Source organism: Cupriavidus pauculus (genome assembly GCF_003854935.1).
Classification (GTDB): Bacteria; Pseudomonadota; Gammaproteobacteria; order Burkholderiales; family Burkholderiaceae; genus Cupriavidus; species Cupriavidus pauculus_C.
This window is the reverse complement of record NZ_CP033970.1, coordinates 702,467-722,131: the sequence shown is the minus strand read 5'-3', so window position 1 is coordinate 722,131 and position 19,665 is coordinate 702,467. Positions and strand designations below refer to the sequence as shown.

Here is a 19,665-nt window from a genome sequence, read left to right as displayed (position 1 = left end):
CGCCGGCGGCGCTACTTCTGCCTGACCAGGTCGCTGGGCTTCCACGCCTTGTCGAAGAACGCCTGGGTCGGGCCGTAGAGCCGCAGGATCACGAAGTAGCCCTGCCCCGGCAGCGTGCGCAGCCAGTTGCGGCCCTCGCCCGGCGATGTCGGCCCGAAGTAGATGTCGGTCGATCCATCGGCGTTCTGCGCGGGCTTGTCCATCGTGTTGATCGACGGGAAGGGCTGGCCGTTGTCGACGCCGGTCGCCTTCAGCGAGTCATAGATCGTGACGGACCAGAACAGCGCGGCCGGCACGTCCTTCGGCAGCGTCAGCTTGTAGCGGTTGCCGCCGCTCAGGAACTTGCCGTCGGCATCGACGAACGTCGCCGGATACTTGGCGCCCACGTTCACCATTTCCACGGCCATGCCCGGGCTGGCCGAGTAGGCGTTGGCAAAGAACCCGGTGCGCGGGTCGATGTAGTTGAACGTCTCGGCCGTGAACGTGGCGTTGCCCGGGAAGACGTTGAGCCAGCGCCGGTCCGGGTACCAGAGGCCGTTCTCGACGATGGTCTGCGGCTCGTAAGACGCCACGTGCGCCATCTTGGCCGCCGTGCGCGCGGCCTTGTCCAGCAGCGCCCGCTGCCGCGCGTCCGGCGCGAACGGCTTGTCCTTGCGGATGCCCAGCGCGGCCAGCATGCCGCGCATTTCCATGTCCTGCGGGTCGGCGTACTCGTGCGCGATGTAGCGGGCCAGCATGTCGAAGGCCGAGCCGTCGGTGGGGTACAGCATGTCGACGGGCACGCCCGACGCGTTCGGGAACTGCATCGGCCGCGCCGATGCCTCCTTGCCCAGCGGGTAGATGCGCGTCTGTTCCATCACGCGCACCGGCTCGGCCAGCGCCTTCGGGTCCTTGAAGAAGCCGCGCCAGAACACGAACACGCCGTAGGTGCGCGAGCGCATGGTGATGTAGCCCGGCGGCACCTCGCCGCGGTAGTCGGGCGGCAGCAGCAGGTACTTGCCGCCCTTGCCCTTGTCGGGCCCTGGCAGGCCCACGTCGCCGCACCAGCGGCGGCCTTCGATCTCGCCTTCCGTGCAGATCGGCCGCTGGAAGAAGTCGTCGAGGATGCCCTGCAGGCCCGGCGGCACCTCGATCACCATCGGCCCGTCCTCCTTGAGGTCCAGGTAGCCCATGGCGTAGATCACGTCCGAGTTCGGCGTGGTGACCCGCGTCTTGGCGTTCAGCCGGTCCTTCCAGATCGGCAGCACGTTGTAGCCCTTGCCGAACGTCTTCTCCGAGCCTTCCTTCATGCCGTACATGTTCAGCGCCGGCAGCGCCCAGATGTAGCTCTGCACCGCGCGCTGGAAGTACAGCTCGTCCTGCAGCGCGGTAATGCCCTGGCGGGTCGGGTAGCCGCCCTGGAACGGCGTGCCCGCCAGATTCTCGTATCGGGAAGACTGCCCGTGTGCCGCGCCGGCCAACGCCATCGCCAGCGGGGCCGCCGCCATCCATTTCAGTGCTCGTCGCATCGTGTTCTCCGCCAGTTGTGCCGGGTTCGACGGAAATGGTATCGACGATGCACCGGGTGCGGCATTCACTTCTTTCGGCGAACGATATGAATTTTCTCGGGCGGGGCCCCGGACGGCTACTTCCAGGTGTACTTGAAGCCGACGCGGGCCGCGTACTGGTAGTAGTTCTGCTGGCCCCAGGAGCCCGAGACATTGGCCCAGGCCGTGCGGCCCTTGCCCAGGTCCGCGTTCAGACCCAGCTTCAGCTCCATCCGGTTGTGGGGATAGAGGGTGCCCACCGGGATCTGGTTGAAGGCGATGTTGCTGTCCGTGTCGCTGTACCACCAGTTCACGGTCAGGTACGGCTGGTACTTGCGGCCGTCGGCGCGGTCGTAGGTGCGGTGCGTGCGCACGCCGAGCCGGGTGATGACGCCCGAGCTGTCGGCGCCGTTCACGCGCGTGCCGTTGGGCTCGGTGACATCGTCCTCGTTATAGTCGACGTAGATCAATTGCGCCTGCGGCTCCACCACCCAGCGGTCGCGCAGCGGCACCGCGTAGCCCGCCTCGCCCGACAGCGCCAGCCCCTGCGCGTGGTAGCGCACCGAGGGCAGCAGGTCGCCCTCCACGCGGTTGGTGAACCAGCCGTACTGGAACCACGTGTCGACGTAGGCGCCCAGCCGGTTTTCGTCGTTCTGGTACCACGTGCCGTACGCGCCGACGCTCCAGCCTTCCACCTTGCCGCGCGCGTGGAACGCGTTGCCGGCGGCGTCCGCGTCGGTGCTGGCGTTGCCGTAGCTGGCCATCAGCCCGGCGTGCGCGCGGTCGGTCTCCGAGCCCAGGTGCCACTTGGCAAGTTCGAGCCCGCCGTGCAGCAGGAACGAGTCGGTGCTGGTCTTGTAGACGCCGTCCTTGCTGCGGCTGCCCTGCCAGTTGCCCACGGCGCGCAGCCAGCCCGTGCGCGGCTTGTCCTCCGCCCGGTCGAAGCCCTGCGCTTCCACGTACTGCGGCTCGCCCAGCCGGTCGTGCAGGCTGTGGACGAACATTTGCCCGGCCAGCCGCTGGTTGGCCAGGTAGGCCGCCACCTCGGGCCGGTACAGTGCCTGCGGGTTTGGCGTGGGCTCGGGGCTGCGCTCGGAGCGCAGGTACCAGACGTCGCGATTGGCGCCGGCCTGGTCGCCGCGAAACAGGCGGTACTCGTAGACGCCGGCCACGGCACGGCCGTTCAGCGCGAACGCGTTGGGGTCGCTGGCCGACGGCGCCTTGTTGGTCAGCTCGACCAGCGCGATGCCGGCGCCGTTGGTCAGCGCGCCCGCGCCGCCCACGTTGTTCACGGCGATGCGGGTCGGCCCGCCCGGGCCGGTGGCGGTGGCGTCGACGACGAGCATGTCGGACCGGCTGGCCGCGCCGCCTTCGTTGAGCACCGTGTTGAGCTTGAGCGCGCCGCCGTTCGACACGAATGTGCCGCCGCCATCGGCGCCGGGCGTCTGCCCGCCGGTGATCAACAGCACGTTGCCGACGGCCGTGCCGCCACCGGCCACGTCGATGGTGCCGCTGTTCGTGAACGTCCGCACGCCCAGCAATTGCCCCTGCACCGCGCCGCCCAGCACCGGCGCGTTGGCCGACTGGCCGAGCGGCAGGTAGGCGCCGGTGGCGTCGAATGTGGCGATGGCGTCGGCCGGGCTGCGCGTGGCGGCCGTGCCGACTGGCTGCGGCGCCAGCGACAGCGTGCCGCTGTTGTCGACGCTGTTGGCGCCGCTCGTGCCCAGGTTGGCCACCGCCACCTGCCAGGTGTCGCGGACCCCCGTGCCGCTGCCGTCGATGAACCGTCGCAGGTTCCAGGCCCCGGCGTTGGCGATCTGCGTGGCCGACGTGGCGGCGGTGACCACGCCCGTCATCGCGCCCGTGTTGCGCAGCACGAAGCTGCCCGCCGCGCCGTTGTCGGCCGCCACCGCCACGTCGCTGAGCGCCGACAGCCCGGCCCCGTTCTGCACGGCCTGCGCCGCGCCGCCCACGCGGATGCCGGCGCTGGTGCCCCAGCCCGCCGAAATCGGCCCGGTGCTGGTGACGTCGACCGTGCCCTGCGTGGTGGCCTCGATGCCGGATGCGTTGTTGCCGACGGTCTGGATGCCGCCGCTGTTGGCCACGGTGATGGCCGCGGCGGCAGTCGCCTGGGCCAGGATGCCTTGCGAGTCGGCTACGCCGAGCGTCTGGATCGATCCGGTGTTCGTGATCTGCTGCGCGCCGGTGCTGCTGAAGCTGCGCATGCCGCGCTGGGTGGCGCCGCGCGCGAGGATCGCGCCGGCGTTGCGGACGGTGACGCTGCCCGCGCCGGTGCCGCCGCTGAAGCCCGAGCCGGCGACGATGCCCGCGCCCGACCCGTTGACGTCGATCTGCCCGCCCTGGAAGTCGATGCTGACCGGGCCGCCCAGCGTGGTGGCCTGCAGGCCGAACGAGCCGCCGCCGGAGCCGTCGCCGCCGCCGTTGTCGGCATGGGTGACGATGGTGCCCGACGCGCGCACGGTCACGGGCGCGGTGGCTGAATCATTGGTGGCGTAGATGCCGTTGGCGTTGGCGTTGAACGTTTCGAGCTTGCCCCCGTGGTAGTCCACCGTCGTCGCGTTGGTGTTCGAATGGGCGCGGATGGCGCCCGCGCCGTTGCCGACCACCGTGATGTTGCCGGAATAGTCCACCGTCGACGTGCCGTTGACCGCGCTCATGATGATGCCGTAGCCGCGCCCCGAGGTCGGCGCGCCGCGCACGGCGATGTCGCCCGAGCCCGTGACCTGGGCGTTGCTGGCGCCGCGCGCGATCACGTAGATGGCGCGCGACCCCTCTGCGTCGCCGGCGTTGGCGGGGCTGCCCACGGTCAGCGTGCCGTGGTTCTCCACGGCGATGTTGCCGTCGGTGGCGCCGCCGCTGACGTAGATGCCGTGGCCCTGTATCCCGGTGGTCGTCAGGGCGCCACGGTTGACGATGGTGATGTCGCCGCTGGTGGTGGCGGCGGCGCGCAGCGCGCTGCCGGCCGTGCCGTCGGTCGTGATCGCGCCCGTATTGCGGATGCTGACCGCGCCCGTGCCGCCCCAGCCCAGGATGCCGAACGCGTTCTCGTCGATGGACCGGATGCTGGCGCCGTTGTCGATCGTGATCGCGCCGCTGCCGACGGTGCGGGCCCAGATGCCGGCGTGGTTGGCCTTGCCCGCTTCCAGGCCGGGGTCGGCGGGGTCCGCCACGCCGTTGGTGTTGTCGACGATGATCGACACGCCGCTGCCTACCGTCGCGGAGATGGTGCCGGCGCCCACTGCGCGGCCATGGACGCCGTTGCCGCCCACCACCGAGATCTGGCCCGTGCCGTTGTGCACGATGCTGGCATTGCCGCCGCCGGTGTTGTTGGCGTCCAGCCCGTCATGGTCGTTGCCGTTGACGAGGTTGGTGATCTGGAGCGCCGTGCCGGCCGTCACCGAGATCGATGCCGCGCCCCCCGTGTTGTTGAGCGCGTTGGCGCCGTCCAGCGCAGTCGCGCCGGTCAGCGTGATGCCGGTGGCACCGCCGGAGAACGTCACCGTGGCGTCGCCCGGCGCGCCCGTGACCTGGGCCTGGACCCCATGGGCGTTGCTGACCGTGGCGCTGTTCGTGATCGTCGCGCCGTCCACGGTCACCGACGCGCTGGCCTGCCGGCCGAATGCCCGCAGGCTGGAGGCGGTACTGCCGCCGAACGTGGCGCCTGGCAGCGTGCCCAGCACGGCCGCCGTGCCGATGGCCGGCTGGCACAGCACGCCGGTCGGAAAGCTGCCCGAGATGTCGCTGCCGCAGCGCGCCGTGGCCTGGGCGGCGGCCGGCGTGGCATGCACGGACAGCGCCACCAGCGCGGCGGCGCCCAGCGTCACGCGCGGCGTGGGCGCGTCCGGCTCCGGGCCATCGTTGCGGAAGGGTGGGTAAGAAGCAGACGCAGCCAGGCCCATGACATCGTTCGCCGGGGAACCATCGTCACTGCATTGTTGGCGGTCGCGTCACCTTCCGTAATTGGATCTTTTTTGATTGCGTCTGAAGAGATTTGTTAGAAGTATCAAAATCTCTGACTGCGCAGTGAAGGTGCGGGCGGGCCGGCTTCCGGTGGAAACGGCCCGCCCGTCCGGGCCGGCTGCCGTTCAGTCGAGCGTGATCTTGCCGGCCTTCACGATCTGCGCGTAGCGCGTGGTGTCGCGCTCGATCAGCTTGCGGAACTCGTCGGGCGTGCTGCCCACCGGGATGAAGCCCAGCTCGGTCAGCTTCTTCGCCACGTCGGGGCTGCGCGTGGCGGCCGCGATCTCCTTCGCCATGCGGTCGACCACCGGCTGCGGCGTGCCGGCCGGGGCCAGCAGGCCGGTCCACGAACTCATGATGAAGCCGGGAAAGCCGGACTCCTCCATGGTCGGGATGTTGGGCTCGCCGGGCCAGCGCTTGGCGGATGCCACGGCCAGCACGTTGATCTTGCCGGACTTCACGTGCGGCATCGGCACCAGCAGCGGGTCGAACGCCACGGAGACCTCGCCGGCCACCAGCGCGGGCAGGATCGGCGCGCTGCCGTTGTACGGCACATGCGTCATGCGGACTTTCGATTCCATCGCCAGCCGCTCGCCGGTCAGGTGCGCCGAGCTGCCGACGCCGCTGGAGCCGAACGTCAGCGCGTCCGGATGCTTGCGGCCGTAGTCGACCAGCTCGCCGACGCTCCTGGCGGGCACCTTCTTGCTGGCAAACAGGAACAGCGGCAGTTCTGCCATTTCCGCCACCGGCGTCAGGTCCGACGGCTTGTAGCTGAGCTTGGAGTACAGCGACATGTTGGCGCTGTACGCGGCCAGCACCGACACGAACGTGTAGCCGTCCGGCGCCGAGCGCGCGGCCACGCCCACGCCCAGCGTGCTGTTGGCGCCGGGCTTGTTCTCGATGATGATCGGCTGGCCCAGGCTCTGGGACACGCGCTCGAACACCACGCGCGACACGGTGTCGGTAGACCCGCCCGGCGTGTACGGCACGATGACCTTGATCGGCTTGCTGGGCCAGGCGTCCGCGGCAAAGGCGGACGGGGTGGACAGGGTGGCGATGGCAACGGCCATCCCGCACGCGGCACGCGCGGCTTGACGCTTGATACGCACTACATCTCCTTCACTGACGTTCTGCTCGCACCCGGTGGCGGCGCCCCGAGGCTCTCGGCCGGACGGCGCCGGCCGGGCGATTATCGGCGAGGAACCGGGCGGCCGGCGTCAGGGTCAGCCCCCGGTTGTGCGATGCAATGTGCGATAGCCGCACCGGCGCGGGCCGGCCATGCTGCAGGGCAGGCCGGCATGGCGCGACGGGTGCCGGTCAGTCGATGCGCGCGCCCGAGCTGACCACCACGGGCTTCCACGCCTGGTACTCGGCCACGACGAACTTGCCGAACGCGTCGGGCGTCAGGCTCATCGCCTCCGCGCCCTGCTGCGCGAGCTTGCTGCGCATCTCGGGCTGCGACAGCGCGTCGGTCACCGTGCGGTTCAGCCTGGCGACGATCTCCGGCGGCGTGCCCTTCGGCGCGAACAGGCCGAACCACGCGCCCGTCACCACGTTGCGCACGCCGGCCTCGGCCATCGTCGGCACGTCGGGCAGCGCGCTCGACCGCTTGCGCGACGTCACGGCCAGCGCGCGCAGTTGCCCGCCGCGGATATGCGAGATCACCGACGGCACAGTCGCGAACATGAACTGCACGCGGCCGGCCAGCAGGTCGTTCAGCGCGTCGGCGCCCTTGTACGGCACGTGGGTCGTCTTGGTGCCCGCGCTCTCGTTGAACAGCACGCCGGACAGGTGCGCGGCCGTGCCCACGCCGGTGGAGCTGAAGTTGAGCTGGTTCGGGTGCGCCTTGGCGTAGGCGATGAACTCCTGCACGGTCTTGGCCGGCACGCCGGGGCTGACGACCATCACGTTGGGCACGTCGGCGATGGGCGCCACGGCCTGCAGGTCGGTCTGCGGGTTGACCTTGAGGCGGCTGTACAGCGTGGGGTTGATCGCCACGGGGCCCACCGACGTGGCCAGTAGTGTGTAGCCGTCGGGGTCGCTGCGGCCGACGAAGTCCGTGCCGATGTTGCCGCCGGCGCCGGGGCGGTTTTCCACCACCACGCTCTGGCCCAGCGCCTTGCCCATCTGCTGCGCCACCTCGCGCGCCAGGATGTCGGTGGTGCCGCCGGCCGTGAACGCCACGACCACGCGGATCGGCTTCGACGGGTACGGTTGCTGGGCATGGGCTGTCGCGGCGCAAAAAAGCAGTACGCCGGCGGCCGAGCGCCGCAGGAAGTCTTTCATCGCTGTCTCCGTGTGTCTCTTGTCATGGGGCCTGCCGCTGGCGCGGTAGCCCTGGGACCATCTTAGAAAGACGGCGGCGCCGAGCTTTGACGAAACAGAAACGCTGCGTTCTTGCCGTGCGGCGGGGGCGCGCCTACCTGGGCTTCAGGAAATGCTGCTCCATCGCGGCGCAGCGGCTCAGGTATTCCAGCAGCCGGCCCACGGCCGATGGCAGGCTGTCGCGGTCGCGCACGCAGACATAGAACGCGCGCTCGGCCCAGTCGTCCTTCAGCGTCAGCAGCGACAGGCCCATCATCTGCAGGTAGTTGCGGGCGATGCCCTCGGGCACCACGGCCAGGCCCAGGCCCTCGCGCACCATGCGGCAGCGCGCCTCGAAGTTCGACACCTGCGTCTTGACGGTTAGCGGGCGCGAGATCGTTCCGGACACCAGCGTCAGGAACGCGTCGAACGTGTGGCGCGGAAAGTAGCCCAGGAAGTCGTAGTCCAGCGCCTCTTCCAGATGCAGCGCACCGCGCGCCTCCAGCGGATGCCCGCGCGGCACCACCAGCCCCACGCGGTCCTGGCGGTATGGCAGCGAGTGCACGCCGGGGCTGGGGCTGCGCGCGTGGTAGATGCCGATGTCGGCGTCGCCGTTGGAGACCATGCGCGGGATGTCGAAGCTGAACGCTTCCACCAAGTCGATGCGGGCCTCGGGGTCGTGCTTCAGGAAGCCGCTGATGTCGGCCGGCAGGAACTGCAGGATGGTCGACCGGTTGGACGCCAGCCGGATCTTGGCGATGCCGTCGAGCGAGTAGGCCGCCAGCGCGTCCTGCGCAAGCTGCACGCTGCGCACGATGGCCTTGGCGCGCTGGTAGAGCATGGCGCCGGCCGGCGTGGGCTCCACGCCGCGCCCGTGGCGGCGCAGCAGCGCCGTGCCCGCGCGCCGTTCCAGCTCGGCAATCCGCTTGCTGGCGGCGGAGGTGACCAGGTTCTCGCGCTCGGCCGCACGTGACAGGCTCTTCTCTTCCACGGCGGCAATCAGGATGGCAAGCGAAGGAATGTCCATGTCCATGGGTCGGGCGTGCTCCGGAAGGAAAAGCTGCGCGCAAAACGGCGTGCGCCGAGTATGCACCAGCCCGGGCCGGGCCGGATACGCGGCCGGGCTCGGGAGCTTTCACCAAATGTCAAAGCTGGGCCGGTGGCGGTTCGTACGATGGAGGCATTCCAGAGGAGACCACCGGAGACCCCCGGCATGCTGATCGACCGATTTGCCGACTATGTCGGCAGCCAGGCCCATGCGCCGCTGCCCGACGACGTACAGCACCACGCCCGGCGCGTGGTGATCGACTGGTTTGCCGCGCTGCTGGCCGGCGTGCCGATGGCGCCGGGCCAGCAACTGATGAAGGCCCATCGCGCCGAACTGGGCGTGGGACACAGTACCGTGCTGGGCCACGGCACCACGGCCTTCCCGGCGCTGGCCGCGTGGATCAACGGCAGCGTGTCGCACGCGGCCGAGTTCGACGACATCTACCGCGACGCGGTCTATCACCCGGGCTGCCCGACCATCGCCGCCGCGCTGGCCGTGGCCGAGCAGTGCGACGCCAGCGGCACCGACCTGCTGCGCGCCGTGGTGGCCGGCTACGAGGTCTCCACGCGCATCGGCACGGCGATCCAGCCCGCGCACTACCGCTACTTCCATACCACCGGCACGGTCGGCTGCATCGGTGCCGCGGCGGCCGGCGCGCTGCTGCTGGCGCCGGGCGATGCCGGCGTGGCCGGCCATGCGATGGCCACGGCCACCACGTTTGCCTCCGGGCTGCAGCAGGCCTTCCGCTCCGATGCGATGACCAAGGCGCTGCACGCGGGCCATGCGGCCCAGACCGGCGTGCTGGCCGCGCAGGGCGCCGCGCATGGCGTGACCGGCGTGCGCGACATCCTGGAAGGCGACGCCGGCTTTGGCGCGGCGCTGGGCGGCAGTCCGGACTGGTCGCGCGTCACCGACGGCCTGGGCAGCGACTTCCACGTCACGCGCATCACGCAGAAGAACCACGGCTGCTGCGGCCACACGTTCGCCGCCATCGACGCCACCATGCAGCTCGTGCGCGACCACGATCTCGATCCGTCGCGCATTGCCGCCGTGCACGTGCAGGCGTACCAGGTGGCGCTGGACGTCACCGGCAACTTCCATCCGGCCACGCCGTTCGAGGCGCGCTTCAGCCTGCCCTACGTGGTGGCGCACGGCATCCTGCACGGCGCGGTGCGGCTCGATGCGTTCAGCCCCGCGCGCCTGGCCGATCCCGCCATCCGCGCGCTGATGCAGCGCATCACGCTGACCGCCGATCCCGCGCTGACCGCCGCCTTTCCGCGCCAGCGCGCCGCGCGCGTGGCGATCGAGTTGGCCGACGGCCGCCGCCACGAGCACTTCGCGCCCTACCGGCGCGGCGATCCCGAAGCGCCGCTCGACGACGCGACGCTGGCGGACAAGTTCATGGAGCTGGCCGGCCCCGTGCTGGGCACGATCCGCGCCGCCAGCCTGCTGGACGCGCTGTGGCAGCTCGACGCGCGCCCGGTGCGCGCGCTGGGGCTCGGTGCGCTGCGCGCGCGCTGAAGCCATCCCCTCATTGATACCGAAGCAGACGGAAGAGTCATGACGAGAGTCGACAAGGAAATCGTGGCCGGCGCGCCCGCCGTGGCCGCCACGGGCAAGGACCTGGCGCGCGCGCTGTTCGCGCCGCAGGCCGTGGCGCTGGTGGGGGCATCGGCCGACGAGAAGAAGAACACGGCCCGGCCGTTGCGCTTCATGCGCAAGCACGGCTTCCAGGGCCGCATCCTGCCGGTCAACGCCGGCCGGAGCGAGGTGATGGGGCTGGCCGCGTACCCGAGCGTGGCGGCGCTGCCCGAGCCGATCGACCACGCGTTCGTGATGGTGCCCGGCGCCCACGTGGCCGAGGCGCTGGCGCAGAGCGCCGCGCAGGGCGCGCGCGTGGTGACCATCTTCTCCGATGGCTTTGCGGAACTGGGCCAGGCCGGCATGGCGGCGCAGCAGGCGCTGGCCGAGCAGGCGCGCGCGCTGGGCGTGCGCGTGCTGGGGCCGAACAGCATCGGCGTGGTCGACATCCATAGCGGCGCGGTGCTGTCCGTCAACGCGGTGCTGGAGATGGACGCGCTGCATGCCGGCCCCGTCAGCGTGGTGTCGCAGAGCGGGTCGATGCTGGGCGCGCTGCTGTCGCGCGGCGCGGCGCGCGGCATGGGCTTTGCCAAGCTCGTGTCGGTGGGCAACGAATGCGATATCGGCGTGGGCGAGCTGGTGGACCTGCTGGTCGACGACGCTGCCACCGAGGTCATCCTGTTGTTCCTGGAAACGATCCGCGACGCGGCGGTGCTGGGTCCGGCGCTGCGCCGCGCCAGGGCCGCCGGCAAGCCGGTGCTGGTCTACAAGCTCGGGCGCTCGGCGCAGGGCGAGGCGCTGGCCCAGTCGCACACGGGCGCGCTGGCCGGCAACGACGCGGCCGTGGACGCCTTTCTGCGCCAGCATGGCGCGATGCGCGTGGAGCTGCTGGAAACACTGTTCGAGGCGGCGCCGCTGGCCAGCCGCTACGCGCGCACGGTGCCCGCGCTGGACCGCGCCCCGCGCGTGGCCGTGGTGACGACGACCGGCGGCGGGGCGGCCACGGTGGTGGACCGCCTGGGCCTGTCCGGAGTCGAAGCCGTGGCGCCGCCCGACGCCTTCATCGCACACATGGCGGCGCGCGGCGTGAAGATCCGGCAGACGCCGATCATCGACCTGACGCTGGCCGCCACCGGCGCGCAGTACCGCGACCTGGTGGAGCAGATGCTGCAGGGCGACTGGTGCGATGCCGTGCTGTGCGTGGCCGGGTCGTCGGCGCAGTTTCATCCGCAGCTTGCGGTCAGGCCCATCGTCGAGGCGTCGGCGGTGGGCGGCAAGCCGCTGCTGGCGTTCCTGTCGCCGGAAGCCACGCAGTCGCTGCAGGTGTTGCAGGACGCCGGCGTGCCCGCGTTCCGCACGCCCGAAAGCTGCGCCGATGCGCTGGCCTGCCTGTTTCGCGCGGCCCGGGCGGGCCAGGGGGCGCCCGATGCGCCGCTGCCGCCGCTGGCGTGGCCGGCCGGGCTGCCGACGCAGGGCGACCTCAGCGAAATCGAGGCCGCCGCCGTGTTCGCGGCGCTGGGCGTGCCCGTGGCGCCGGCGGCGCTGGTCGATCCGGCGTCGCCGGCCCACGCGGTGCCGTATCCGGTGGTCGCCAAGGTTTGCTCGCGCGACATCCTGCACAAGACCGAGATCGGCGGCGTGCAGGTGGGCGTGCGCGACAACGCCGAACTGGCCGCCGCCGTACAGCGCCTGATGGCCAACGCGCGCGCCCACGCGCCGGCTGCCCGCGTCGACGGCATCCTCGTCCAGCGCATGGAGGACCGGCTGCTGGAGCTGATGCTCGGCTATCGGCTGGACCCGCTGGTGGGGCCCATCGTCGTGCTCGGCGCCGGCGGCATCACGGCCGAGCTGCATCGGGACGTCAGCCTGCGGCCGGCGCCCGTCAGCCTGGCCGACGCGCGGCAGATGATCGACGAAGTGCGATCCACGCGCATCGTGCGCGGCTTCCGTGGCCTGCCGCGCGGCGACGTCGACGCGCTGGCCGATGCCATCGTCCGCTTCTCTCGCCTGGCGGCACTGGACGGCGCCACCGTGGCCGAGGCCGAGATCAACCCGCTGTTCGTGCGCGCCGACGGCGTGGTCGGCGTCGACTGCGTGCTGCGCCTGGCCGACTGACCGGCACGCGCAGCCATCCCCATACCCAGCCTCACCGGAGACACCATGCATTTCAAGCTCACCCCCGAACAGCAGGAATTCCAGGACGCCGTGAGCCGCTTTGCCGAAAAGGCACTGCGCCCCGGCGCCCGCGAGCGCGCCCATACCGACGCCTACCCTTGGGACGTGGCGAAGAAGATGGCCGAGCAGGGCCTGCTCGGCATCACGATTGCCGAGGCCGACGGCGGCCAGGGCGGCACGCTGATGGACGCCGTGATCGCCATCCAGGCCGTGGCGGCCCACTGCCCGCGCAGCGCGGACGTGGTGCAGGCCGGCAACTTCGGCGCGATCCGCGTGCTGGCCGAGTACGGATCGCCGGCGCAGAAGGACAAGTGGCTGGCGCCGCTGCTGCGCGGCGAGACGCTGATCTCGGTCGGCATGACCGAGCCCGAGGCCGGATCGGCCGTGACCGAGCTGAAGACCAGCGCCACGCCCGACGGCGAGGGCTTCCGCATCAACGGCACCAAGATCTTCACCACGCATGGGCCCCATGCCGACGTGATCCTGGCGTACGTGCGATTCGGCCCCGGCGTGGGCGGCATCGGCTCGGTGCTGATCGACACGAAGGCGCCGGGCGTGCGCATCGGCCAGAAGTCGCGCTTCATGTCGGGCGAGGAATGGGCGCAGATCTACTTCGAGGACGTCTACGTGGCGCCGCAGGACGTGCTGCTGGGCGAGGGCGGCTTCAAGAAGCAGATTGCCGGCTTCAACGTCGAGCGCATGGGCAACACCGCGCGCTCGCTGGCGCTGGGCCGCTATGCGTACGAGGTGGCGCGCCAGTGGGCGCTGCAGCGCAAGCAGTTCGGGCGCCTGCTGTGCGAATTCCAGGGGCTGCAGTGGAAGTTCGCCGAGATGAAGATGAAGCTCGATGCCGGCCAGCTGCTGCTGTACCGGGCGGCCAGCAATGCCGACAGCGGCCTGCCGTCGGCCGAGGAAACGGCCATCGCCAAGGCGTTCTGCAACCAGGCCGGCTTCGACATCGCCAACGAGGCGCTGCAGGTGATGGGCGGCATGGGCTACAGCCAGGAGGAACTGGTCGAGTACTGCCAGCGGCGCTGCCGGGGCTGGATGATCGCCGGCGGCTCGATCGAGATCCTCAAGAACCGCATTGCCGAGGCGGTCTTCGAGCGGACGTTCTCGCAGCGGCCCTGAGCGCCGGGTGTGCCGGGGGCGCCGGGATCAGGCCGCCTCGGCTGTCACGGCGGCCGACGGCACGCTCAGCATGGCGCCTTTCTCGCGCGCGCGGAACACGGCCTCGGTCTTGCTGCGGGCCGCCAGCCGGCGGTAGATCTGCAGCGTGTGGCTCTTGACCGTTGGCACCGAAATGTCCAGCCGGCGGCTGATCAGCTTGATCGACATGCCCTTGGACAGCAGCACGAGCACGTCGTACTGGCGCTGCGTCAGGTTCAGCAACTGGGCCTCGGCGGCAAACGCGGGCAAGCCCTGGCCGACATTGCGCGCGGGCACCATCGGCAGGACCACGGCAACCCCATCGTCGGACGGCGCGGCTTCGCGGCCGGGCTCCGTGCCGCCGGTGCGCATGGCGCCGATGATCCGGCGCATGGTCTGCTCGATGTCGTCGGCCGGGGCGTTCTCCGGCAGCCACGATAGCAGCGGCGACACCGTGCGCGGGGGCGTCCACTGGACCGTGCCGCTGGAGCCCAGGTACAGCACGCCCCGGACGGCGTCGGCGGTGCCCAGCAGTTCGAGCGTGGCGGCGTCGTACCCCTGGAACAGGTCGCCGACGATCAGCAACTCGATACCCCGCAGGGAATGGGCGCGCGATGGCGATGGCGACAGCGCAGGCGAGACCACGCTGGCGTCGTGGACGTCCGCGATCCGGTGCAATACCTGCTGGATGCCAAGGCCGATCAGCGGCCTGGACTCTAGAACCGCAGCCTTCATCTGAAGCTCCCCTTGTTTCTGATTTTGTGTTTGAAAAAGGAGCAGCGCAAAAACCGTTCCAGAATGAAAATCGCGCCACAACCCGCATGGCGCCGTGAAAACCTGACCGGCGCCCGTTACGTGTTACGTAACATTGGGCGCCGCACGTGCTGCAATATTTACCTTTTTTCCGATTGCCAGATTAAGGTGGGGTTAAGTCGAAATGTATGCATGCCCCGCCGTTGGGGGGTATTCGGATAATCGCCGCGGCATTTACTGGCTGGTCGCGTCCGCGTCGCCTTCGCCCGCCAGGCGCTCGTTCGGCGTCTTGCCGGGCGCGGGGTGCTCGGGTTTGAGCACGTGGCCGGAGGTTTCGTCGTCGACGAGTCCATTACCGTCGCCGGACACCTTGATTTCGACTGTCTGGTTTTCGCTCGCCTTGTTCGCGTCGTTTTCGGCGGGGGTGTTTTGCGGGGCATTGTCCCGGGGCGTATTCATCTTGGACTCCTTTGGCTGCTGAATAAGACATGGGTAACCGGATGTGCTTGGCGCAGCAAGGTTCAGACCAAGGTTTGCCGCCGGAACGCAAAAAGGCCCGCATCGCTGCGGGCCTCTGATACCAGCGCGAAGCCGGGCGGGTTACAGCGCCCCGGCCAGCCGGAACTGGCCCACGGCGCGGTGCAGCGCGTCGGCCTGGTCCTCCAGCGACGCGGCGGCGGCCGTGGCCTGCTCCACCAGCGCGGCGTTCTGCTGCGCCATCTGGTCCATCTGCGACACCGCCTGGTTGACCTGCTCGATGCCGCCGGTCTGTTCCTCGGTGGCGGCGCGCATCTCGCCCATCAGGTCGGTCACGCGCTTGACGGCCTCGACGATCTCTTCCATCGCCTTGCCGGCGCCTTCCACCAGCGTCGCGCCGTCTTCCACGCGCTGGGCCGAGTTGTCGATCAGCGACTTGATTTCCTTGGCCGCCGTGGCGCTGCGCTGGGCCAGGCTGCGCACTTCCCCGGCCACCACCGCGAAGCCGCGGCCCTGCTCGCCGGCCCGGGCCGCTTCCACGGCCGCGTTCAGGGCCAGGATGTTGGTCTGGAAGGCGATGCCCTCGATCACGGCGATGATGTCCACCACCTTGCCCGAGGCGTCCTTGATCTCGCCCATCGTCGCCACGACCTTGTGCACGATCTCGCCACCGCGCACGGCGATATCCGACGCGCCCTCGGCCAGGTGCGCCGCCTGGCGCGCGTTATCGGCGCTCTGGCGCACGGTGCTGGTCAGTTCCTCCATGCTCGCGGCGGTCTGTTCCAGCGACGCCGCCTGTTCCTCGCTGCGGCGCGACAGGTCGACGTTGCCGGCCGAGATCTGGCGCGCCGCCCCGGCGATGGCGTCGGCGGAGCCGCGGATCTGGCCGATGGCGCCGGTCAGCCGCGCCTGCATCTGCTGCATGTTGTACAGCACGCTGTCGCGGTCGTGCGGCGCGGTCTCGACCTGCGTGGCGAGGTCGCCCTCGGCGATGCGCGCGGCAATGTGCGACGTCAGCGCCGGTTCGCCGCCAAGCTGCTTCTGCAGGCTCATCGACACCCGCACCATCACCACGCTCATCAGCGCGCCCACGGCCACCAGCCAGCCCAGCGCCTTCCAGAGCGCGGCGCGGAATTCGGCGTGGATGTCGTCGAGGTACAGGCCGGCGATGAAGTCCCAGTCCCACGGCTTGAAGTTCAGCGTGTAGCTGAGCTTGGGTTGCGGCGCCTCGGCGCCCGGCTTGGGCCACAGGTATTCGATGAAGCCCTTGCCGGTGGTCTTGCCGATCTGCGCGATGTCGCGGAACAGGTAGACGCCGTTCGGGTCCTTCATGTCGCCCATGAACTTGCCATTGAGGTCGGACTTGATCGGATGCATCAGCACGACCATGTCGGAGCGCATGATCGTGAAGTAGCCGTCGGCGCCAAAGCGGATGGCCCGCACGCGGTCGATGGCCTGCTTCTGCGCGTCCTCGCTGCTCAGCTTGCCGGCGCGCGCCAGCGCCTCGTATTCAGCAACCACTGAATTTGCCACGTCGGTCACCTGCTCCAGCGCCACCTTGCGGTCCTCCAGGCGCTGCTCGCGCATCTGCCAGACGTTCCACAGCGTGATGGCCAGCAGGCAGGCCCAGCTCAGCACCAGGGGCAGCATGAGCTTCTTTCTCAGACTCAGGTTTTGCAGCATCCAACTCCTCCGTTTCGCTTCGTTGATCGGCGGGACGTTTGGTCGCACGTCCTCTATGAGCGGCGCTAACGGCCGTCCGGAGCGGAAACTTGACTGAGGATTGATACCAATAGCGTGGGTAGTGGCGTGGGCGCCGCTTTCCGGCCGCCCCATGCCACGCATGCCTCACGCGAACTTGCGGATCAGCTGCTGCAGCCGGTCGCAGGCGTTCGGCACCTGCCGCTCGATGGCCGTGGCCGCGCCCAGCAGCAGCCCGGCGCGGGCCGTGCCGGGGTCGCAGTAGAAGCCGGACAGCGGCGCCGGCGCCAGCCCGTAGGCATAGGCTTCGCGGGCGATGCGCCGGTCGTCGGTGCCATCGGGCAACTGGACGACGACGGCCAGCCCGGCCGCGTAGGCGTGGAACTGGCGCGCCTGCAGCGCGGCCAGCAGCGTCTGGCTGCGCTGGGCGTAGATCCGCTTCATCCGGCGCAGGTGGCGCATGTAGTGGCCGTCGCGCATGAATTCGGCGGTGGCCAGTTGCACGGCCGGGCCCGGCGCCGATCCCAGGCAGGCCACGGCCTCCTCGAAGCGGCCGACCAGCGCCGGCGGCGCGACCACAAAGCCAAGCCGCAGCGTGGGGCTGATGGTCTTGCTGAACGAGCCGATGTGGATCACGCGGCCGGCGCGGTCCAGCGACGCCAGCGCCGGTGCCGCCCGGCGCCGCAGCTGCAACTCGCCCAGGTAGTCGTCCTCGATGACCCACGCGCCGGCCCGGCCCGCCCAGTCCAGCAACTGCATGCGCCGTGCGAGCGACAGCGTCGGCCCCAGCGGCGCGTGCTGGCCCGGCGTCACGAGCGCCACGGCGGCGTCGGGCGCCAGCCGCTCGCCGTGCGCCACGTCCAGCCCGTCCTCGTCGACCGGCACCGCAACCGTCCGGAACTGGGCGATCGACAGCGCGGTACGGCTGGGCAGGAAGCCGGGATTCTCGACCCAGGCCGCGCGGCCCGGCGCCGGGATCACGCGCAGCGCCACGCCCAGCGCGCCCGTGAAGCCGGCGGCGATGAAGACCTGCGACGGCTGGCAGTCGATGCCGCGCGACAGCGCCACGTGGGCCGCGATCTCACGACGCAGCGCGTGCTCGCCGCGCGGATCGGGGTAGGACGCGGGCGCCTCTACCTCGTCGCGCACGGCCCGCGCGCGCAGCCGCGCGACCAGCGACACCGGAAAGCAGTCGGACGCCGGCACGCCCATCTGGAACACCGCCGGCCCTGGCAGAAAATGCTGGTACAGCGCGGACTGCAGGTCGGCGTCGATGGACCGCGCCGCGCCGGTGGGGCCGGGCACCGCGGCCGGCTGGTCCGCCACCCGCGTGCCGGCGGCGCGCGATGCGACCAGCAACTGCGCATCGACCAGCCGCTCGTAGGCGGCCTTGACCGTGCCGCGCGCCACGCCAAGCTGGGTGGCAAGGTCCATCCACGACGGCAGCCGCGCGCCGGGCGCCAGCACGCCGCTCTCGATGGCGGCGGCGATACCGGCGCGGATCTGCTCCGCAAGTGACGTGCGGGACGTGCGGTCAAGCTGCAGGTGAAGTGGGGGCGGCATGGTCGGGGGCGGGGTGGTGCGGGATCGGCCTGGTACAGCCGGTTGCGCGCATTTTGGTGCTTTTCGGTGTACCAGCCAGCGGCCATGATTCTACCCATCGGCCGGGCGCTCGACCCGGCCTTCCACGACAGACAGGAGTTGGCAATGCGACTGGACTACACCAAGGCGGCGCCGGGCGGCGTGAAGGCATTCGGCGGCGTCTACGGCTACATCATGCAATCGGGGCTTGAAGACGTGCTGGTCGAGATGGTCTACCTGCGCGTGAGCCAGATCAACGGCTGCGCGTACTGCCTGGACATGCACACGCGCGACCTCGTCAGGAAGGGCGTGTCGCCGCAGAAGCTGGCGCTGGTGCAGGTCTGGCACGAGGCGGGCAGCCTGTTCAGCGCGCGCGAGCAGGCGGCGCTGCGCTGGGCGGAATCGGTCACGCGCGTGGCCGAGACCCACGTGCCGCAGGCGGATTTCGACGCCGCCGCGGCCGTGTTTGCCGAGAAGGAACTGGCCGACCTGACGATGGCGATCGGCCTGATGAACGCGTTCAACCGGCTGGCCATCAGCTTCCGGCGCGGCCCGGAGCCGGCCGAAGGCTGAGTACCCCGGCTGCCGGTGACGATGGCGGCCTAGCGCATCGGCAGGCTGTCGATGGCGTTGCCGCCGCCCTGGCCGGTGGGCACGCGCGCGTCGCGGCGGGCGGGCACGATGCCATCGTCGGCCAGCCGCTGCTGCAGGGTGCGGTTGTCGAGCTGGCAGTAGTCCTTGCCGATCTCGCGCGTGATGGCGTCGCTGACCGACGCCGGCAGCGCCTGCCGCAGCAGCCCCAGAAAGCGCGGCGGCGCGATCACGACCAGTTCGTCGAACCGTTGCCGGTTGCGCGCGTCCTCCAGCAGCTTCGCCACGCGGCGCGAGAAAAGCTGCGCCTCCTGATGCAGGGCGTCCTCGCCGGCCGACGACACCACCGTGGCCGTGCGGCCCGCGTGCGCGCCGGGGTGGCCGGCATCGCCCTGCACCGGGGCCTGCCCACGGCGGCCGTAGGCGTCGCGGCGCAGGTCGGCATTGTCGGCATGGGCGCCGGCGTCCGTGACCTTCTCGACTTCTTCCAGGCGGGCGTTGTCGCCCTGCGGCGCCAGCACGCGGGCGACACCTTCGTCCGCCACCAGTATCCAGACTGTTTTCATGGGAAGTCTCCGATTGGGGCCTGCAAATCAGGCCCGTGGAGACAGAGGCTTGCAAACACCACGCCACGCCCGCCGGAGTGCCCGCGCGGCGGGTCGCGGCGGCGCCGATTGCAGCTTCGACGGGCAGCGTCGCAAGATTTGCAGCCCAGGCGTCATCAACCGTAATCAAAACGCCCGGCCATCCGCGCCGGGATTGGTTGCCGCACCAGATGAGAATCATTATCAGCCTCGG

14 protein-coding genes are annotated in these 19,665 nt (G+C 70.3%); 4 read left to right on the top strand and 10 right to left on the bottom strand.

Annotated elements, in window-relative coordinates:
- Positions 1–11: 11 nt before the first annotated feature.
- From EHF44_RS21275 to EHF44_RS21255, 5 genes are all read right to left on the bottom strand, one after another.
- Entirely contained in the window at positions 12–1,508 is a 1,497-nt protein-coding gene (locus EHF44_RS21275; protein WP_124685692.1) for a DUF1254 domain-containing protein, read from the bottom strand.
- A gap of 116 nt (positions 1,509–1,624) precedes the next feature.
- Positions 1,625–5,446 carry an autotransporter outer membrane beta-barrel domain-containing protein gene (locus EHF44_RS21270; RefSeq protein WP_124685691.1) on the bottom strand — a complete coding sequence of 1,274 codons (3,822 nt, stop codon included), beginning with the start codon at positions 5,444–5,446 and terminating at the stop codon, positions 1,625–1,627.
- Positions 5,447–5,632: 186 nt separating this feature from the next.
- Positions 5,633–6,577, bottom strand: a complete 945-nt coding sequence (locus tag EHF44_RS21265; RefSeq protein ID WP_253700346.1) for a Bug family tripartite tricarboxylate transporter substrate binding protein — start codon at positions 6,575–6,577, stop codon at positions 5,633–5,635.
- A gap of 247 nt (positions 6,578–6,824) precedes the next feature.
- Positions 6,825–7,793 carry a Bug family tripartite tricarboxylate transporter substrate binding protein gene (locus tag EHF44_RS21260; protein ID WP_124685689.1) on the bottom strand — a complete coding sequence of 323 codons (969 nt, stop codon included), beginning with the start codon at positions 7,791–7,793 and terminating at the stop codon, positions 6,825–6,827.
- Positions 7,794–7,926: 133 nt separating this feature from the next.
- Positions 7,927–8,838 (bottom strand): LysR family transcriptional regulator, encoded by a 912-nt coding sequence (locus tag EHF44_RS21255; RefSeq protein ID WP_124685688.1) that lies wholly within the window; start codon positions 8,836–8,838, stop codon positions 7,927–7,929.
- Positions 8,839–9,024: 186 nt separating this feature from the next.
- On the opposite strand from EHF44_RS21255, the gene EHF44_RS21250 reads away from it, so the two are divergent.
- Genes EHF44_RS21250 through EHF44_RS21240 form a run of 3 tightly spaced genes read left to right on the top strand, consistent with a single transcriptional unit; the run spans position 9,025 to position 13,746 of the window.
- On the top strand, positions 9,025–10,380 hold the full coding sequence (locus tag EHF44_RS21250; RefSeq protein ID WP_124685687.1) for an MmgE/PrpD family protein: 1,356 nt from the start codon (positions 9,025–9,027) through the stop codon (positions 10,378–10,380).
- A 39-nt stretch (positions 10,381–10,419) separates the two neighbouring features.
- A complete protein-coding gene (locus EHF44_RS21245; RefSeq protein ID WP_124685686.1) occupies positions 10,420–12,555 on the top strand; it encodes an acetate--CoA ligase family protein in 2,136 nt (711 codons plus the stop codon).
- Between the two features lie 45 nt (positions 12,556–12,600).
- Positions 12,601–13,746, top strand: coding sequence for an acyl-CoA dehydrogenase family protein (locus tag EHF44_RS21240; RefSeq protein ID WP_124685685.1), 1,146 nt, complete (start codon positions 12,601–12,603; stop codon positions 13,744–13,746).
- Positions 13,747–13,773: 27 nt separating this feature from the next.
- Here EHF44_RS21240 and EHF44_RS21235 read toward each other — a convergent pair whose 3' ends face one another.
- The 4 genes from EHF44_RS21235 to EHF44_RS21220 form a co-directional block, all read right to left on the bottom strand.
- Positions 13,774–14,499, bottom strand: a complete 726-nt coding sequence (locus EHF44_RS21235; protein ID WP_124685684.1) for a response regulator transcription factor — start codon at positions 14,497–14,499, stop codon at positions 13,774–13,776.
- A gap of 252 nt (positions 14,500–14,751) precedes the next feature.
- Positions 14,752–14,976: a hypothetical protein gene (locus EHF44_RS21230; protein ID WP_124685683.1), complete on the bottom strand. Its 225-nt coding sequence runs from the start codon at positions 14,974–14,976 to the stop codon at positions 14,752–14,754.
- A gap of 141 nt (positions 14,977–15,117) precedes the next feature.
- On the bottom strand, positions 15,118–16,677 hold the full coding sequence (locus EHF44_RS21225; protein WP_124685682.1) for a methyl-accepting chemotaxis protein: 1,560 nt from the start codon (positions 16,675–16,677) through the stop codon (positions 15,118–15,120).
- Between the two features lie 165 nt (positions 16,678–16,842).
- On the bottom strand, positions 16,843–18,258 hold the full coding sequence (locus EHF44_RS21220) for a PLP-dependent aminotransferase family protein (protein WP_124685681.1): 1,416 nt from the start codon (positions 18,256–18,258) through the stop codon (positions 16,843–16,845).
- A gap of 138 nt (positions 18,259–18,396) precedes the next feature.
- On the opposite strand from EHF44_RS21220, the gene EHF44_RS21215 reads away from it, so the two are divergent.
- The gene (locus EHF44_RS21215) at positions 18,397–18,849 is read left to right on the top strand and encodes a carboxymuconolactone decarboxylase family protein (RefSeq protein ID WP_216644010.1); all 453 of its coding nucleotides are present in this window, start codon (positions 18,397–18,399) and stop codon (positions 18,847–18,849) included.
- 29 nt (positions 18,850–18,878) lie between these two features.
- On the opposite strand, the gene EHF44_RS21210 is transcribed toward EHF44_RS21215, so the two are convergent.
- Entirely contained in the window at positions 18,879–19,433 is a 555-nt protein-coding gene (locus EHF44_RS21210; RefSeq protein WP_124685679.1) for a host attachment protein, read from the bottom strand.
- Positions 19,434–19,665: the final 232 nt, after the last annotated feature.

Coding starts and splice junctions, on each gene's coding strand:
- EHF44_RS21275 (WP_124685692.1), bottom strand. CDS start 1,508: ATGCGACGAGCACTGAAATGGATGGCGGCGGCCCCGCTGGCGATGGCG.
- EHF44_RS21270 (WP_124685691.1), bottom strand. CDS start 5,446: ATGGGCCTGGCTGCGTCTGCTTCTTACCCACCCTTCCGCAACGATGGC.
- EHF44_RS21265 (WP_253700346.1), bottom strand. CDS start 6,577: ATGGCCGTTGCCATCGCCACCCTGTCCACCCCGTCCGCCTTTGCCGCG.
- EHF44_RS21260 (WP_124685689.1), bottom strand. CDS start 7,793: ATGAAAGACTTCCTGCGGCGCTCGGCCGCCGGCGTACTGCTTTTTTGC.
- EHF44_RS21255 (WP_124685688.1), bottom strand. CDS start 8,838: ATGGACATTCCTTCGCTTGCCATCCTGATTGCCGCCGTGGAAGAGAAG.
- EHF44_RS21250 (WP_124685687.1), top strand. CDS start 9,025: ATGCTGATCGACCGATTTGCCGACTATGTCGGCAGCCAGGCCCATGCG.
- EHF44_RS21245 (WP_124685686.1), top strand. CDS start 10,420: ATGACGAGAGTCGACAAGGAAATCGTGGCCGGCGCGCCCGCCGTGGCC.
- EHF44_RS21240 (WP_124685685.1), top strand. CDS start 12,601: ATGCATTTCAAGCTCACCCCCGAACAGCAGGAATTCCAGGACGCCGTG.
- EHF44_RS21235 (WP_124685684.1), bottom strand. CDS start 14,499: ATGAAGGCTGCGGTTCTAGAGTCCAGGCCGCTGATCGGCCTTGGCATC.
- EHF44_RS21230 (WP_124685683.1), bottom strand. CDS start 14,976: ATGAATACGCCCCGGGACAATGCCCCGCAAAACACCCCCGCCGAAAAC.
- EHF44_RS21225 (WP_124685682.1), bottom strand. CDS start 16,677: ATGCTGCAAAACCTGAGTCTGAGAAAGAAGCTCATGCTGCCCCTGGTG.
- EHF44_RS21220 (WP_124685681.1), bottom strand. CDS start 18,258: ATGCCGCCCCCACTTCACCTGCAGCTTGACCGCACGTCCCGCACGTCA.
- EHF44_RS21210 (WP_124685679.1), bottom strand. CDS start 19,433: ATGAAAACAGTCTGGATACTGGTGGCGGACGAAGGTGTCGCCCGCGTG.